General features: G+C 66.2%; 13 protein-coding genes. 9 read left to right on the top strand and 4 right to left on the bottom strand.

Annotated features, from left to right (window positions below; genetic code table 11):
• The first annotated feature begins 42 nt into the window (after positions 1–42).
• Complete coding sequence (locus JHL17_RS15665) at positions 43–900, top strand: LysR family transcriptional regulator (protein ID WP_200194465.1); 858 nt, start codon at positions 43–45, stop codon at positions 898–900.
• 85 nt (positions 901–985) lie between these two features.
• Positions 986–1,450, top strand: coding sequence for a 2OG-Fe dioxygenase family protein (locus JHL17_RS37885; protein WP_200194553.1), 465 nt, complete (start codon positions 986–988; stop codon positions 1,448–1,450).
• Between the two features lie 30 nt (positions 1,451–1,480).
• On the opposite strand, the gene JHL17_RS15655 is transcribed toward JHL17_RS37885, so the two are convergent.
• Genes JHL17_RS15655 through JHL17_RS15645 form a run of 3 tightly spaced genes read right to left on the bottom strand, consistent with a single transcriptional unit; the run spans position 1,481 to position 7,025 of the window.
• Entirely contained in the window at positions 1,481–3,469 is a 1,989-nt protein-coding gene (locus JHL17_RS15655) for a class I SAM-dependent DNA methyltransferase (RefSeq protein ID WP_200194463.1), read from the bottom strand.
• A gap of 2 nt (positions 3,470–3,471) precedes the next feature.
• Positions 3,472–4,614: a restriction endonuclease subunit S gene (locus JHL17_RS15650; protein ID WP_200194462.1), complete on the bottom strand. Its 1,143-nt coding sequence runs from the start codon at positions 4,612–4,614 to the stop codon at positions 3,472–3,474.
• Positions 4,611–7,025 (bottom strand): DEAD/DEAH box helicase family protein, encoded by a 2,415-nt coding sequence (locus JHL17_RS15645; protein WP_200194461.1) that lies wholly within the window; start codon positions 7,023–7,025, stop codon positions 4,611–4,613. The genes JHL17_RS15650 and JHL17_RS15645 overlap by 4 nt, the downstream gene beginning before the upstream one ends.
• A gap of 544 nt (positions 7,026–7,569) precedes the next feature.
• On the opposite strand from JHL17_RS15645, the gene JHL17_RS15640 reads away from it, so the two are divergent.
• From JHL17_RS15640 to JHL17_RS15620, 5 genes are all read left to right on the top strand, one after another.
• Complete coding sequence (locus tag JHL17_RS15640; protein ID WP_200194460.1) at positions 7,570–8,121, top strand: MbcA/ParS/Xre antitoxin family protein; 552 nt, start codon at positions 7,570–7,572, stop codon at positions 8,119–8,121.
• Positions 8,118–8,795 (top strand): RES domain-containing protein, encoded by a 678-nt coding sequence (locus JHL17_RS15635; protein WP_200194459.1) that lies wholly within the window; start codon positions 8,118–8,120, stop codon positions 8,793–8,795. Before JHL17_RS15640 ends, JHL17_RS15635 begins: the two co-directional genes overlap by 4 nt.
• A gap of 437 nt (positions 8,796–9,232) precedes the next feature.
• Positions 9,233–9,538, top strand: a complete 306-nt coding sequence (locus JHL17_RS15630) for a response regulator (protein ID WP_247893583.1) — start codon at positions 9,233–9,235, stop codon at positions 9,536–9,538.
• Between the two features lie 145 nt (positions 9,539–9,683).
• Positions 9,684–10,220 (top strand): dihydrofolate reductase family protein, encoded by a 537-nt coding sequence (locus JHL17_RS15625; RefSeq protein ID WP_200194457.1) that lies wholly within the window; start codon positions 9,684–9,686, stop codon positions 10,218–10,220.
• Positions 10,217–10,780, top strand: coding sequence for a TetR family transcriptional regulator (locus tag JHL17_RS15620; RefSeq protein WP_200194456.1), 564 nt, complete (start codon positions 10,217–10,219; stop codon positions 10,778–10,780). Before JHL17_RS15625 ends, JHL17_RS15620 begins: the two co-directional genes overlap by 4 nt.
• A 152-nt stretch (positions 10,781–10,932) precedes the next feature.
• Here the strand turns inward: JHL17_RS15620 and JHL17_RS15615 are convergent, their stop codons facing one another.
• Complete coding sequence (locus JHL17_RS15615) at positions 10,933–11,685, bottom strand: SDR family NAD(P)-dependent oxidoreductase (RefSeq protein WP_200194455.1); 753 nt, start codon at positions 11,683–11,685, stop codon at positions 10,933–10,935.
• Positions 11,686–11,885: 200 nt separating this feature from the next.
• Here JHL17_RS15615 and JHL17_RS15610 point away from each other — a divergent pair, with 200 nt between their 5' ends.
• Both JHL17_RS15610 and pyk read left to right on the top strand, forming a co-directional pair.
• Positions 11,886–12,821: a LysR substrate-binding domain-containing protein gene (locus JHL17_RS15610; RefSeq protein ID WP_200194454.1), complete on the top strand. Its 936-nt coding sequence runs from the start codon at positions 11,886–11,888 to the stop codon at positions 12,819–12,821.
• Positions 12,822–13,008: 187 nt separating this feature from the next.
• Positions 13,009–14,433 (top strand): pyruvate kinase, encoded by a 1,425-nt coding sequence (gene pyk / locus JHL17_RS15605; protein ID WP_200194453.1) that lies wholly within the window; start codon positions 13,009–13,011, stop codon positions 14,431–14,433.
• Positions 14,434–14,466 lie beyond the last annotated feature (33 nt).

Raw genomic sequence — 14,466 nt, 5'->3', positions numbered from 1 at the left:
GGAAAATTACTGCCAAAGAAACATGATATAAGTTTTCCTACTATGAACCTGACCCAAATCCGCAGCCTGATCGCCGTCGCCGAAGCCGGCAGCGTCACCGCCGCCGCCGAGGCGGTCGGCGTCACCCAGTCCGGCATGAGCCAGGCGCTGGCGGCGCTGGAGGACTCGCTGGGCGTCACGCTGCTGGTGCGCCGGCGGCATGGCGTCGAGCTGACGGCTTTCGGCGAACGGGCGCTGCTCCACGCCCGGTCCGCCGTCGCCCATCTCGACGCGATCCGGCGGGAGGCGGCGGAGGCGAGGGGCGAGGAGACCGGCGCGATCCGCATCGCCGCCTTTCCCAGCGTGTTCGCGACGGTCCTGCCGCCCCTGCTGCGCCGCTTCCGCTCCCGCCATCCCGGCATCGAGGTGGTGGCGCTGGAAACCGACGACCGGGAAGTGATGGCGTGGCTGGAGGCCGGGACGATCGATCTCGGCGTGGTCCTGAACCCGCCCCCGGACGGCGACGCGGTTTCGATCGGCCAGGACGCCTGGGTCGGCGTGCTGCCGGCGGGCCATCCCCTCGCCGGACGCCGCACGCTCTCCCTCGCCGCGCTTGCCGCCGAACCCTTCGTCCTCGCCACCGGCGGCTGCCATCTCCATGCGCGCACGCTGGCCGAGGCCGCCGGCCTGTCCCTGCCGGACATCCGGGTGGAGGTGCGCGACTGGGCCAGCGCCATCGCCCTGGTGCGGGAGGGCGTCGGCGTCGGCATCGTGCCGGAATCGACGCTGCCGGAAAAGTGCCGCGGCCTCGGCATCGTCGCGCTCGATCCGCCGCTCGTCCGCCGCTTCGGCCTGAAGGCATCGCCCGTCCGCCGACCGTCCCGCGCCTCCAGCCTCCTGATCGACCTCGCGAGAGGATGAAACGGCTTATTCCCGGCCGGATGTCCGCTTGACTTAGTCCATATCCGGACTACATGATCCGGTTATGGACAGGAGGTGACCCGCCATGCCCACTCCCATGCGTGGCCGCCGCAGCGCCGGCCCGACCACCGGCCAAATTGGTGCAGGCCAAATCGGTGCAGGCCTGTCCCTCCTGCTGCCCGACCGCTTCGCCCCGGCCAAGGGCCGGCAGCTCAGCGCGCCGCGCTTTTCGCCAATCCCGGCCTTCGACGGCGCGACGCGGCCAGAGGATCTGGAGGCCGTCATGGAGTTGGAGGGCTGGACCAACGACCGGCTGGTCCGGCACAATAACGTCTCCAGCGGCACGACGAGCATCCATGATCTCGCCGGCCGGCCACTGGGCAGCTTCACCTTGCGCCACCCGCTGGAATCGGCGGTCGTGGACGATGCCTGGGTGTTTCACGGCGTGACGCCGGTCGATCCCGTCGATCCGGCACGTAGCGTTTCGCGACGTGCTGGTGGTGACGATGCACCGCGCGCGAAGGCGCGCTGCCTATGGTTCAGGGCTTAGGCGGGCGAACTCCGTAATGCCGGACCGCCCTCAAGCCACCGCCGAACTGCCGGGCCGACACTCCAAAGCGTCCTCTCCATCTTGCCCGACCGGCGCCTCGGCCGCCAGCAACGCACTCAACCGCTCCAACGCCTGCGCCACGATTCGGCCCTGCGCGTCGATGCTGGCGATGATCTCGGCCGGCGTGCGCGCGTCCACCGTGGCAACCACGTTCGGGTTGACCGCTTTCAAATCGAACACCGCCGCATCGATGGCGGCGGCCTGCGCCTCCAGATCGCGGGCCGCCTTGTCCTTCTCGCGGATCTGTGCTTCGCGCGCGTCCAGCACGCCGGCGGCGGCCTTGCCCTTCCTCTGGTGTTTCAACAGCTCCTTGAGGTCCGCCACCTCGGCCTTGAGCGTGGCCGCCTGATCCCGCAAGGGCAGCATCTCCTCGCGTGCCTTGGCGCGGCGAGCGGCGAAGTCCACGGTCCAAGACCAACGGCTGTCGGCCTCCGGGGTGCCGCGTCGGGCAAGCTGACGGGCATAGCTTGGAAAGGGCTGACCCGCATTGGTTTCATCGACCTGCCAGTCCGCGATCAGTGCCGCCGGCAGCGCGGCATCGTTCAACACAGAGCCATCCGGGGCGAAGCCGAAGTGCGCCAGCGTCAGTGGCGTTTTCTTGCCAACTTTGACGTGTGACAGGTCGTAGTACCAGATGCGCTCGGTCTTGCGGCCCTTGGTGAAAAACAGCAGGTTGGTCTTGACGCCTGCACCGGCGGTGGAGAACACCCCGCCCGGCAAGCTGACGATGGCCCACAGGTCGCACTCGTCCACCAGCTTGCGCTTGGTCTCGACGAAAGCGCTCTCGTTGGTGCGGAACAGCAGCCCCTCGTCCAGCACGATGGCGCAGGTGCCGCCCGGCGCCAACTCGGCCAGGATGTCCTGCACGAACAGCACCTGCGTCGCGCTGGTCTCGAACGCAAAGTTGCTCTGCGCGTCCTTGCCCTCCTTGCCGCCGAACGGCGGGTTGGTCAGGATCACGTCGAACCGGCTGGGCGCCGTCTCGAACAGCGCGCCATAGGTGGCGCGGCGCGTCAGCGAATTGCCGTGCCACAGGTTGGGCTGGTCGATGCCGTGCAGCACCAGGTTGGCCAGCGCGATGGGGAACACCAGGTTCTCCTTCTCGCGGCCGAAGAAGGTGTCGTGCTTGAGCGTGTCGATGTCGATGCTGCGGGCCTGTGCCCCGAGCTTGCGGGCGATGTGTTCGTAGGCGATGGCCAGGAAACCGCCGGTGCCGCAGCAGGGGTCGTACACCGTCTTCCCGAGCGTGGGATCCACCGTGTGCACCATCGCGCGGATCACCTCGCGCGGGGTGAAGAACTGGCCGCCGTCGGAGTTCTTCTCGCCCATCTTCAGCAGCAGATCCTCATACACCTGCGACAGGGTGAAGAAGTGCCTGTCGTCGATGTGGTCGATGCTGATCTCGTGGACCTTGTCGAGGATGTCGCGCAGGTTGGTCTCATGGTCCACCCGCACGCGCTCGACCGCCGTCATGATGCGGCCGATGATGCGCTGTTTCGGCGTCGCGCCGGGCATCGGCAGGCCGGTGCGCGGGTCCAGGTCCAAGCCGTGCAGGTGGGGCAGGAGTTCCTTGTTGATGAAGTCGAACAGCTTGCCGTCGCCGGCGGCGAACAGCTCCTGCCGTTTCCAGCCGAAGGGCTTGCCCTCCTGCGTCTTCGGGTGCCTCAGCCTGTCGGACTCGGTCCTGGGCGGAGGGGCGGCCCAGTCCTGCCAGCGGTAGGGTGCGCGCAGCGCCGAGGTGAAGGACGCCCCCACCGCTTCGGCCTTCTCCTGGTCGCGCATCTCCTGGGCGTCCAGGATACGCAGGAACAGGATCCAGGTCAGTTCCGGCACATACTGCAACGCGCTCGCGCAGTTCGAGCGGCGCATCACGTCGCAGATGGTCTTGACGAAGGCCGAAAGCGATTGGGTGGAGGCGATGGCCTTGGGGGCTTTGTCGGTCTTCCTGGGGCGGGCCATGGTCATTTCTCGAAGGCTTGGGCGAGCAGACGTTGAGGGAGCATCTCAATGTCCTGCAGTTTCTTTTCGATGGCAGCGCGAACCGGCCTGAGCTCCTTCAACGCGGCTGAGGCGCTTCGCTGGACTGCAAGAGTTGGCAGGTCGATTGTCCCTTCCGCGAGGCGGTTGAACAGCATTCGCTCGCGCACAGCGCCACGCGCCAGCGAAGCGATGCAACGAACGCCCAGCGGAGACCTTAGCCAGTGATAAAACCAGCGCGAGTCCACGACGTCCGGCTTGCCTTGCAAAGCAACGTAGTCCGGGCTGGTGATCCCAGGTGTGTCGTCATCGTCCACGTACGCGATCGAGCCGATCAGGATGCGCATCGGGTTATAGAACACCGTTCCCGGAGTCACGGGCTTGTACTTTGTAGCCTGCTTGCCTGGACGCTCTTTTGCCGGCGCCAAGCCATCACGAGTTGCCCCCAGTACTGGATAAGAGGTCCAGTTGGCTCCAATGCCGTGTCGAACCTCCGCGAGTACTTTCCTCAACGACATAGCAGAGGTCGAACTTCGGCGAACGCTTTCCACCACGATGGCATGCGCGAGACGGCTAATTTCTTTCAACTGCGTCTGCGCCGCCTGCCGTGCGGTTTCTACCTCGGCGAGTTGAGCCTTCAGGCAGGTGGCAATGCGACGTTGCTCCTCCCGATCAGGCGCAGGAATTTTCAGCGCATTTAATTGAGCACCATTCAGAGCGGATTGGCTTCCACCACGGGCCGAGGACAAATTGCGTAAATAGTCGTATTGCGACCTCAGCCATAGTTGCAAGAAATTACTGTCCCACGTTTCGTTCGGGAGAATGGCAAAGCAGTTTTGGTTTGTGGTGGCCTCAATCTCAAGTACAGCTGATCGACCGCGCGTCTTTCCTTCTCCAATTATCGCAATCAGCACTGAATTCTCTGGCAGTAACGTTAGAGAGCACTCATTGATAGCTTTTTCTGAAATTGACTCCTTCGCCGTGGTAATCGGCAAAAAATCTATTTCCCCTGTCTTCACCCAGGGGATTTCTGCCTTATGCCAATACGAAGCGTTATCTCGTGAAGGCGTCGCTCCGCTAGTGGTTCGTGCGTGATCGCCGAGAATCTTAACGGGCCAATGACTCATACCCCGAATAACCTCTCCTTTGCCTCATGCACCACCTGCGTCGGCATGCCGAGCGCACGCAGCGCATCCAGCCCGCCAGCCTGCTTGATTTCCGGCACGTCCCACAGCGCCTTTGTTTCCAGCGCTTCGGTGCCGCCCATGGCGAACTGATGGCCGAGGCCCTTTAGCACGATGGCGGCCTTGGGGTCCATGCCGTCGAACCATCGCTGATGCTTGAGGATGAACAGGTCTCCGCGTTCGCGACGACGCAGGGCGCGGGCGTGGTAGCCGTGGTGGCCGAAGAAGTCATAGAGGTCGAAATCGGTCATCCGATCCATGTCACGGATCAGCTCGGGGTTGAAACTGTCGCCCCGCAGGTGGCCGATCAGGCTCTCGCGCTTCTGTTTTTCGATCCACAAGGCCCGGAACTCGTCCAGGCTGTGCGCCTCGGCGATCACGCGCCGGATCACCTCGCGCCGGTATTCGTCCACCGGGATCAGAATGTCGCGCCCGTCGCGGCGGCCGGGAATGAAGCGGCCCTGTCCATTGATGCCCACGTCCTGGCCGGCGATCTCACCCACCGCCGGGCCGCCGCCGCTTCCGCCGCCCGCGCCGCCCTCGTCATCGCCATCGTCATCCCGGCCGCCGCCGCCCGGACGCGGCGGCTTGGTGATGAAGTCGGTGCCGAACAGGCTGGTGGCGTCGGTGTAGTCGTAGAGCCAGAACTTGTACTTCTGTGTTTCTTCATGGATGCGCGTGCCGCGCCCGACCATCTGATAAAACTTGATCGGCGACTGTACGTAGCGAAAGAACACCACGGCGTTGAGCCGCTCGATGTCCACGCCCGCCTCCAGCAGGTCCACGGTGCAGGCGATGAAGGCACGCTCGCCCGAACCGCGCATGGGCTCGATCATGGTGGCGCCGTTCTCGGCGCCGCCCATGCATTTGAAGGCATAATGGTCCTTCGGCGTCACCCCATGGTCCCGGCACCAACCCACATACAGGTTGTTCATGTGCTGGGACACGCGGTCGGCATGGATTTCGCGGGTGCAGAAGATGATGACCTTCTGTTCCGGGCCGCCGTTTTCGCACAGAAGCTGGAACAGATCGGCGCACATCTTCGGCGTGCGCAGCTCGATGAACAGCTCGTCGTCGAAGTCCTTGCCGGTATAGTGTGCTTTGGTGAGATCGGCTTCGCCGAGGGGCTTGCCGGTCTTGATGTTCCTGACACCGGAGGCCAGGATTTCCTCCCTGGTGAAGATGGCGCCGTCGATGCTGGCCTTGCGCTTAACGACCTCGCAGGCCGCCAGATAGCCATCCTCCTGCGCCTGGATCAGCGTGTACTCGTAAACCGGCTCGCCGAAGTACAGGCGGTTGTTCGCCGTGATCTCCTGGTCTTCCTGCGTGGCCTTGCCGGACTCTTCCAGCTTGCGCGGCGTGGCGGTCAGGCCGATGTGGATGGCGTTGGGATTGCGCCGCAGCACTTCGGACCAGCGGCCCCAGGCCGAACGGTGGCACTCGTCGATGATGATGACGCTGAAGGCGTCCTCCCCATAATGTTCGGTGAGGAAGCTGGCGAAACCGCGCTCGTCGTCGAGGCCGAGCGTCTGGTAGGTGGCGATGTGGATGCGGGCATTGGCGGCCGCATTTTCGCCGCCCTTCGTCTTCACGATGCGGGCGTTGTCGCCGAACGCGGCCTTGAGCTTGTTATAGGCCTGCCCGCGCAGTTCGTCGCGGTCGCACAGGAACAGGGCGGGCTTCGGCAACTGTTCCGCTTGCGCCAGACGCCACAGCAGGTTGGTGGCGATGACGGTCTTGCCCGCGCCGGTGGCCAGCGTGAGCAGCACGCGCGGCGGCTTTCCGGCCTGCCGGTCATGCAGGATTTTCCCGAACGAGGCCCGGATGGCGGCGTCCTGGTAATAGCGGCTCTGCGACCAAGCGGCGCTGTCGGCCTGGAACAGCATGGCCGACTCAGGCCGGGTCAGGTCGATGCCACTGTCTTTGCAGTAGCGCGCCGTCAGGTCGGGGTGGGACGGGAAGTCGCTGAACGCGGACGGGCCGTTGATCAGCTCGGTGAAGCGGTCGTACTCACCGTATCTGTGGCCGTTGGTGGAAAAGACGTACTTCACGTCGAAGCGCAGCGTGTCGGCGTAGCCGCGCGCCTGCTGCATGCCCTTGAGCGGGTCCTCGGCCTCCTTTTTGGCTTCGAGCACGGCCACCGGCATGGGCCTGGGGGCATCGCCAACCTGGACGCACAACAGGTAATCGGTGCGGCCGGACCCCTTACGCCTGCGGCCCTTCGGGCCAGTGGGCTCGACCGGTGCCGGGGTGAGCACGGTTTCGAGCGTGATGTGGTCTCGGCTGACGTAGCCCTTGTTCCGCAGGACCGGGTCGATGAGATGGTAGCGGGTATCCGCCTCGTTCATGCTCATGCCCCCCCTCCCGATAACCAGCGCTTATCTTCATCGCGCACACCCAGTGCGCGCCACGTCATCCTTTCCCGACAGCTCAAGCCCTGGAGCCCCCACCAGTGGCACATTGTGTCCTTGGGTACATTCAAACGTTGGGTGACCTGCTCGACGGATACCCATGGTTCGGTGGTCATGGCGGTTGCGCTTGCCAACTGGAAGCACCTCGGATGGATTGGGCCGGGGCGAGAGCTTATCAGCAGGGATGTTGCTTTCCCAACATGATCAATCATAAACCGCCGCCTGAGGACATCGCGGCGCTTGGGATTTCGCGCCCCCAGCGTCACGCTTCCCTCATGACGGACTGCATTCAGGTCACGCCCGAAGTCCGCCATCGTGACGCTGCCGCACTTTGACGCCCGGCCCCTCCCTCGGCGCCGCCTTGATCCAATCGAAGCGAGCGAACAGCCGGCTCTTAAAAAGAGTCCGCACGCCGACCCGATGCCGGACTTGACGTTGTCCATATCCGGACTACATGATCCGACCATGGACAAGAGGAGACCCCGCCATGCCCGCTCCCCTGCGCGCCCGTAGCCGCCGCATCACCGGTCCGGCCGCCGGACCGATCGGCGCGGGACCGTCCCTCCTCCAGCCCGACCGCTTCGCCCCGGCCAAGCGCCGGCAGCTGAGTGCGCCGGGCCTGCGGACCTTCCTGGCCATCGCCGACCGCTGGGGCTGGACGGAGGCCGAACGCCTGCTGGCGCTGGGCTCGCCCGGCCGCTCGACCTATTTCGGCTGGGTCGCCAAGGCGCGCGACGGCCAGGATCTGACCTTGCCGGCCGACGTCCTGCTGCGCATCTCCGCCGTGCTGGGCATCCACAAGGCGCTGATGGTCCTGTTCGGCTCGGAGCCGGCCGGCCTGGAGTGGCTGACCGGCCCGCATGACGGGCCGTCCTTCGGCGGCCAGCCGCCGATGGCTCTGGTCACCAACGGCACGATGGACGGTCCCATGCTGGTCCGCCGCTATCTCGACGCCGCGCGGGGGGGCGTCTTCGGGCCGCCCGGTCCGATAGACGAGGCGAGCCCGCCCTATGGCGACGACGACATCGTGATCCTGTGAGCCCCGTGACGACCGGCATCGCCATGGACCAGCCGACGCACCGCCTGATCCCCTCGCGCTTCCCGCCGATCCCGGCCTTCGACGGCGTGACGCGGCCGGAGGATCTGGAGGCCGTGATGGAGCTGGAGGGCTGGACCAACGACCGGCTGGTCCGGGAGCGCGTCGCCCGGCTTCCCCGCGACCAGTGGGTCTACGGCGTCGCGAACGCCTCGGTGGTGATGGCCGCCTTCCTGCACGCCGCCCCCGCCGGCGGGCGCTTCAACAGCGGCGAGCTCGGCGCCTGGTATGGGGCGTGGGCGCTGAAGACCGCCATCGCCGAGGTCGCCCATCACCTCCGCCGCGAGGCCGTCTACCGCCGGCTTCCCGAGATGCGGCTGACCTACCGCCTCTACACCGCCCGCCTCGACGGCAGCTTCCTCGACATCCGTGGCCAGGGCGCCGCGCGGCCCGACCTCTACGCCGCGGTCGACTACCGCGCCTCCCAGGCCTTCGGCGAGGAGGTACGGAGGGGAGGGCAGGCCGCCGGCATCGTCTATGACAGCCTGCGTCACCAAGGCGGCGTCAACGCCGTCGCCTATCGGCCGCGCCTGATCCTGGAAGTGACACAGGCCGATCACTACGAGATCACCGCGCCCGTCGAGGGGGCCGTGGTCGCGCGGCGGAAGGCTCTGTAAGGCAGGCGCCCGGTGGGGACAGGAATCGGCCGCTCAGAATTCTTGTGTTCGACCTGAACCGCAAGACGTCATCGATCTCCACCCGGCTGCACCGGACAGTTTCGCGCGGTATGCGGCGATGGCAAGAAACGCCGGATCACTCTCCGGCTCAGCCAAAAGCATAATCATCCATTTGATCGCCGGCCCGACAGATCTGGAATCACCGGACCGACGTATTCAGAGCGGTTGGGACGGGGGAAGACGGTGGAGACATCTGTCAATCTTGGCCCAACGTCTTGGCAGCGCCCGCTGTCCGTTCTTGCGAACGCTTATCAACGGGAAACTGCCTTGCGACCCGTCCGGCCTTATCAAGAATGCATTTGAGCGAGATTGCTTTGACCGACATGCCCCTTACCGGTCTCACCGTCCTGATTGTCGAGGATGAACCCTTGATCGCGATGAGCCTGGAGGATCTTCTGATCGACCGGGGCGTCACCTGCCTCGGACCCGTCGGCTCCCTCGTCAGCGCCCTGGCGACGATCTCGGAAAGCCGCTTCGACATGGCGCTGCTCGACGTCAACCTGCGCGGCGAGCGGATCGATCCGGTGGCCGACTGTCTGGCCGCCGCCGGCATCCCCTTCATCTTCACCACCGGCCATGGCGAGGACGGCTTGCCCCATGCGTACCGCGACCGCCCGGTGATCGCGAAGCCATACAGCGACACCGCCGTGATCGACGCCCTGCTGAGGTGCCGGCCATGCTGAGGCCGGGGGGTGGCGGCCGGTCCAGGTGAGGCTCCATTCCCCGTTCCCAAGCTGCCCCTCACCGTCCGCTCTGGCGCGATGCAGGCTTGACGCAAGCGATGCCCACCCCCATTATTTATACGGTGTATAAATAATGGGGCCGAGAATGATCAGCGGTCATGTCTTCATCGCGACCAGTCTTGATGGATTCATCGCACGCAATAACGGGGATATCGGTTGGCTCCTGGAAAGGGACGACCCTTCCGAGGATCATGGCTATGACGCCTTCATCAGTAATATCGATGTCATCCTCATGGGACGCGGCACCTTTGAAAGCATTCGGAATGCAAGGCCTTGGCCCTACACGCGCCCGGTTGTGGTCATGTCGGACTCCCTCAAGGACCAGCAGGTTCCAGAGGACTTTGTGGGAAAGATGCTCTTCTCCAACAAATCGCCGCAGCAGGCGATGAAAATGCTTGAGGCCGCAGGAAATCACCGGGTCTATGTAGACGGCGGTTTAATCATCCAATCATTCTTGCGCGAAGGATTGATTGCCGACATGGTAATCACCCGCATCCCAGTGCTGCTTGGAGAGGGACGCAGCCTGTTTGGCGCGATCCCTGCAGATATTGCACTCATCCATGAGGAGACCCGAAGTTTCGCCTCCGGCCTCGTCCAGTCACGCTACCGGATCGCACGGTGACGCGCCCAAGGGGACGTCCGCCCCACAACAAGGCAACCGTCTCGCGTGATGGCATCCTGTCAGCCGCCCTGGATCTGGTTGATACCCATGGGGTCGACGCCTTCACCATGCGTACCTTGGCCGGACGGCTCCAGATCAATCCCATGACGATATATCACCATTTCGGTGATCGCGACGGTTTGATCGGCGCCATGTCGGAACGGGTCTACTGCGGCGTCTCGGCACCGCCAGCAGGCGACCCCCGGAGCCGGATCGACACCCTCTTGCGGGCATATCATGGCCAAGTGCTGAACCATCCCGGCCTCACTCTGCTCATCTTCAGCCGCCCCACGGTCTTTCCAGAACAGGCGCAGCGGATAACCGAAGAGATTGCGCAGCTTTTGGTCGAAGCTGGCTTGTCGCCGCAGAAAACCCGGCTTTGGGTGAACATCCTCGTCGATTTCACCCATGGCGCCGCAATCGCAACCGCGATCGGCGGTCGATGCAATTCCGAAGCCTCCGGTTCGCAGGATGATTACGACAAGGCCCTTGCGGAGCTATTGGACGGGCTCAAAAACTGATTGTACGCCAACCGACCAGAGCATCATCGTCAGCCGCCACCCGGAGGCGGGCAGCCGCCTCGTCGGCGGCTACATGACCTTCTATCCGATCGGCACCGCGACCATGACCCACGTCCAGGCCGGCCTGCGACCGGTTCGGCCGCTCGGCCGGATCAGATGTTCTGGCCGCCCGAGACCTCGATGCGCTGGGCGGTGACCCAGCGGTTGTCGGGACCAAGCAGGCTCGCCACCGCCGGGCCGATGTCGTCGGGCACCCCGACGCGGCCCAGCGCGGTCACCGCGGCGAAAGCCTCGTTGTAGGCCGGGGTGTCGCGCACCGCCCCGCCGAGGAAGTCGGTCTCGATGGCCCCGGGTGCGACCGCGTTGGCGGTGATGCCGCGGGCGCCGAGTTCCTTTGCCAGATAGAGGGTCAGGATCTCGACCGCGCCCTTGGCCGCCGCATAGGCCGAGAAGCCGGGGAAGGACACCCGGGTCAAGCCGGAGGAGAAGTTGACGATCCGGCCGCCGTCGGCCAGCAGCGGCAGCAGCGCCTGGGTCAGGAAGAAGACGCCCTTCACATGCACGGCGAAGAGCAGGTCGAACTGCGCCTCGGTGGTCTCGGCGAAGCCCGCCATCTCGCCATGGCCGGCATTGTTGACCAGATGGTCGAAGCGGTCGCAGCCCCAGCTTTCCAGGGTGGCGCGGACCTGCGCGGCGAAGGCGGGAAGGCCGGAGAGGTCTGCGGTGTCGAGCGGCAAGGCCGCCGCCCGCCGGCCGAGCGCCCGGATCTCCGCCAGGACGGCATCGGCCTCCGCGGCCTTGCTGCGGTAGGTGAGGATCACGTCGCCGCCGCGGCGGGCGATGGCGAGGGCGGTGTTGCGGCCAAGGCCGCGGCTGCCGCCGGTCACGATCGAGATGGTGGTCATTTGCGTGTCTCCTGCTGCCGGTCCCGGAAGGCCGGGAAGGGGGGCCGTCACCGCCCCGCCATGCCCTGGCGGCAAGGGGGTCCCTGCCGCCCTCCTTTGATATCCAGCCGCTTGCCCTCCGGGAACGACTTCGTTTATGTATCATCCATACCTTTCAGGCATGGCCCATGCGGGCCCGCATCAGGCAGGCCCCCCACGGAATGGAACTGCGTCACCTCCGCTACTTCGTCGCCGTGGCCGAGGAGGGCAGCCTCACGGTGGCCGCCGAACGGCGCCTGCACACGGCGCAACCCTCGCTGAGCCGACAGCTGCGCGACCTGGAGCAGGAGGTCGGCGCCCAGCTTCTGCTGCGCAGTTCCCGCGGCGTCGACCTCACGCCGGCCGGACGCGCCTTCCTCGACCATGCCCGGCTGGCCCTGCGGTCGGCCGCCGATGCGGTCGCCGCCGCCCGCCGCGCCGCCCGGCCGCCCAAGCCCAGCTTCGCGGTCGGCTTCCTGACCGGCCAGGAGGTCGAATGGCTGTCGCACGTCACCCATGTGCTGCGCGGCCATCTCAAGGACATCGACTTCCGGATATCGAGCGACTTCTCGCCCGACATCGGCGCGGCCATCCAGCGCGGCGAGATCGATCTCGGCTTCTGCCGGCTCGAACCGCAGCCGGATGTCTCCTACAAGGTCATCGCGCATGAGCCGATCCTGGTCGTCCTGCCGGGCGACCATCCCCTGGCCGCCCGCTCCGCCATCGACGTGCGCGACATCGATCCGGCCTCCTTCATCGGCTACACCGACACCCCGCATGTGCTGCGCGGCATCGTCGACCGCTATCTGCGGGAGCGCGGCGTCGTGGTGGCGCCGGTCCACGCGCTGGACGGCATCGCCACCGGGATCTCGCTGGTGGCGTCCACCGGCGGGGTCACCCTGCTGCCCGCCTATGTCGAGCCGCTGCTGCCGCGCTCGCTGGTCAGCCGGCCGCTCGCCGGCAACGCGCCGGTGATCGAGATCGCCGCCGGCTACCGGGCGGACAATCCCTCCCCCATCCTGCAGGTCTTCCTGGAGAACATCGACCGGCTCGTCGCCTCCAGGGCGCAGGCGCCCGGCGCTGCGGAAAATTCCCCGGGAGGAACGGCATCCCCGTAAACTCCCCCGCGGATCGCCTTGCTTTCCGGGCGCGATGGCGACACCTTGTTCGGGCAGGCGGACGGGCGTATGACCCGGCCGTTCCGTCGCTGACCTGTCACCCCGCCGTCCTCCCAAGGTGGTTGCCGCCCTGCCGGCCCACCGGACGGCCCAGCCAACAGAGGACGGCCCCCGCGGCCGGAACCACATGCGCCGTCATCGCCGCGCCAAGATCGTCGCCACCGTCGGACCGGCCAGCAACTCGCCCGAGATGCTGAAGACCCTGTTCCTGGCCGGCGTCGACACCTTCCGGCTGAACTTCAGCCATGGCACCCACGACGACCACGCCAAGGTCCACCGCGCCATCCGCGAGCTGGAGGCCGAGGTCGGCCGCCCCATCGGCATCCTTCAGGATCTCCAGGGCCCGAAGATCCGTGTCGGCACCATCCGCGACGGCAAGATCACCGTCGCCACCGGCGAGCAGATCCGCTTCGTGCTTCAGGGCAGCGACGGCGACAAGCGCTCCATTCCGCTGCCGCACCCGGAAATCTTCGCCGCCATCATGCCGGGCCACCATCTGCTGATCGACGACGGCCGCGTCCGCGTCGCGGTGACCGAGTTGGGCGACGACTGGATCGAGGCGAAGGTCGTCGTCGGCGGCACCATCTCCAACCGCAAGGGCGTCAACCTGCCGGGCACCGTGCTCGACCTGTCGCCACTGACCGCCAAGGACCGCACCGATCTCGCCTTCGGGCTGGAGCTGGGCGTCGACTGGGTCGCCATGTCCTTCGTGCAGAAGCCGGGCGACATCCTGGAAGGCCGCGGCCTGATCGGCGACCGCGCCGGCATCATGGCGAAGATCGAGAAGCCGCAGGCGCTGGAGAAGATCGACGACATCATCCGTCTGTCCGACGCGGTGATGGTGGCGCGCGGCGACCTCGGCGTCGAAATCCCGCACGAGGACGTGCCCGGCCGCCAGAAGGAGCTGGTGCGCGCCTGCCGCCTGGCGGTGAAGCCGGTGATCGTCGCCACCCAGATGCTCGATTCGATGGTCTCCGCCCCGACCCCGACGCGGGCCGAGGCATCGGACGTGGCGACCGCCATCTATGACGGCGCCGACGCGGTGATGCTGTCGGCCGAATCGGCGTCGGGCCAGTATCCGGTCGAAGCGGTGACGATGATGGACCGCATCATCCGCTCCACCGAGCAGCACAAGCTCTACCGCTCGCTGATCCAGGCGACCCATCCGGGCGAGGAGCACACGCCGCCCCACGCCGTGGCCGCCGCCGCCGCCGATCTCGCCGACACCCTGCATTCCTCGGCCATCGTCGCCTTCACCTCCAGCGGCACCACCGCGGCGCGCATCGCCCGCAAGCGGCCGGAGGTGCCGATCCTGGCGATCACCCCGGACACCGCGGTATCGCGCCGGCTCTGCCTGCTGTGGGGCGCCCACAGCGTGCTGTCCGACGACATCCGCACCTACGAGGACATGGTCGACCGCGCCATCTCCATCGGGCGGGCGGAGGAGTTGGCCGGCAAGACCGGCACCATGGTGGTCGTCGCCGGCATCCCCTTCGCCCAGGCCGGCACCACCAACAACCTGCGCGTCATCCACATGGACGGCAAGGCGTGAGGGCAGGGAGTCCTTCCTCCCGTCCCCCGCTGG

Origin of the sequence: Azospirillum endophyticum, from assembly GCF_016595245.1 — a bacterium.
GTDB classification, from domain to species: domain Bacteria; phylum Pseudomonadota; class Alphaproteobacteria; order Azospirillales; family Azospirillaceae; genus Azospirillum; species Azospirillum endophyticum.
Note: the sequence above shows the minus strand (reverse complement) of the source record. Positions and strands in the feature narration are given on the sequence as shown.

Bases quoted from the DNA above. Each gene is read 5' to 3' on its own strand.
- JHL17_RS15655 (WP_200194463.1), bottom strand. From the start codon at position 3,469: ATGGCCCGCCCCAGGAAGACCGACAAAGCCCCCAAGGCCATCGCCTCC.
- JHL17_RS37885 (WP_200194553.1), top strand. From the start codon at position 986: ATGCCCACTCCCATGCGTGGCCGCCGCAGCGCCGGCCCGACCACCGGC.
- JHL17_RS15615 (WP_200194455.1), bottom strand. From the start codon at position 11,685: ATGACCACCATCTCGATCGTGACCGGCGGCAGCCGCGGCCTTGGCCGC.
- JHL17_RS15630 (WP_247893583.1), top strand. From the start codon at position 9,233: ATGAGCCTGGAGGATCTTCTGATCGACCGGGGCGTCACCTGCCTCGGA.
- JHL17_RS15665 (WP_200194465.1), top strand. From the start codon at position 43: ATGAACCTGACCCAAATCCGCAGCCTGATCGCCGTCGCCGAAGCCGGC.
- JHL17_RS15650 (WP_200194462.1), bottom strand. From the start codon at position 4,614: ATGAGTCATTGGCCCGTTAAGATTCTCGGCGATCACGCACGAACCACT.
- JHL17_RS15625 (WP_200194457.1), top strand. From the start codon at position 9,684: ATGATCAGCGGTCATGTCTTCATCGCGACCAGTCTTGATGGATTCATC.
- JHL17_RS15610 (WP_200194454.1), top strand. From the start codon at position 11,886: ATGGAACTGCGTCACCTCCGCTACTTCGTCGCCGTGGCCGAGGAGGGC.
- pyk (WP_200194453.1), top strand. From the start codon at position 13,009: ATGCGCCGTCATCGCCGCGCCAAGATCGTCGCCACCGTCGGACCGGCC.
- JHL17_RS15640 (WP_200194460.1), top strand. From the start codon at position 7,570: ATGCCCGCTCCCCTGCGCGCCCGTAGCCGCCGCATCACCGGTCCGGCC.
- JHL17_RS15645 (WP_200194461.1), bottom strand. From the start codon at position 7,025: ATGAGCATGAACGAGGCGGATACCCGCTACCATCTCATCGACCCGGTC.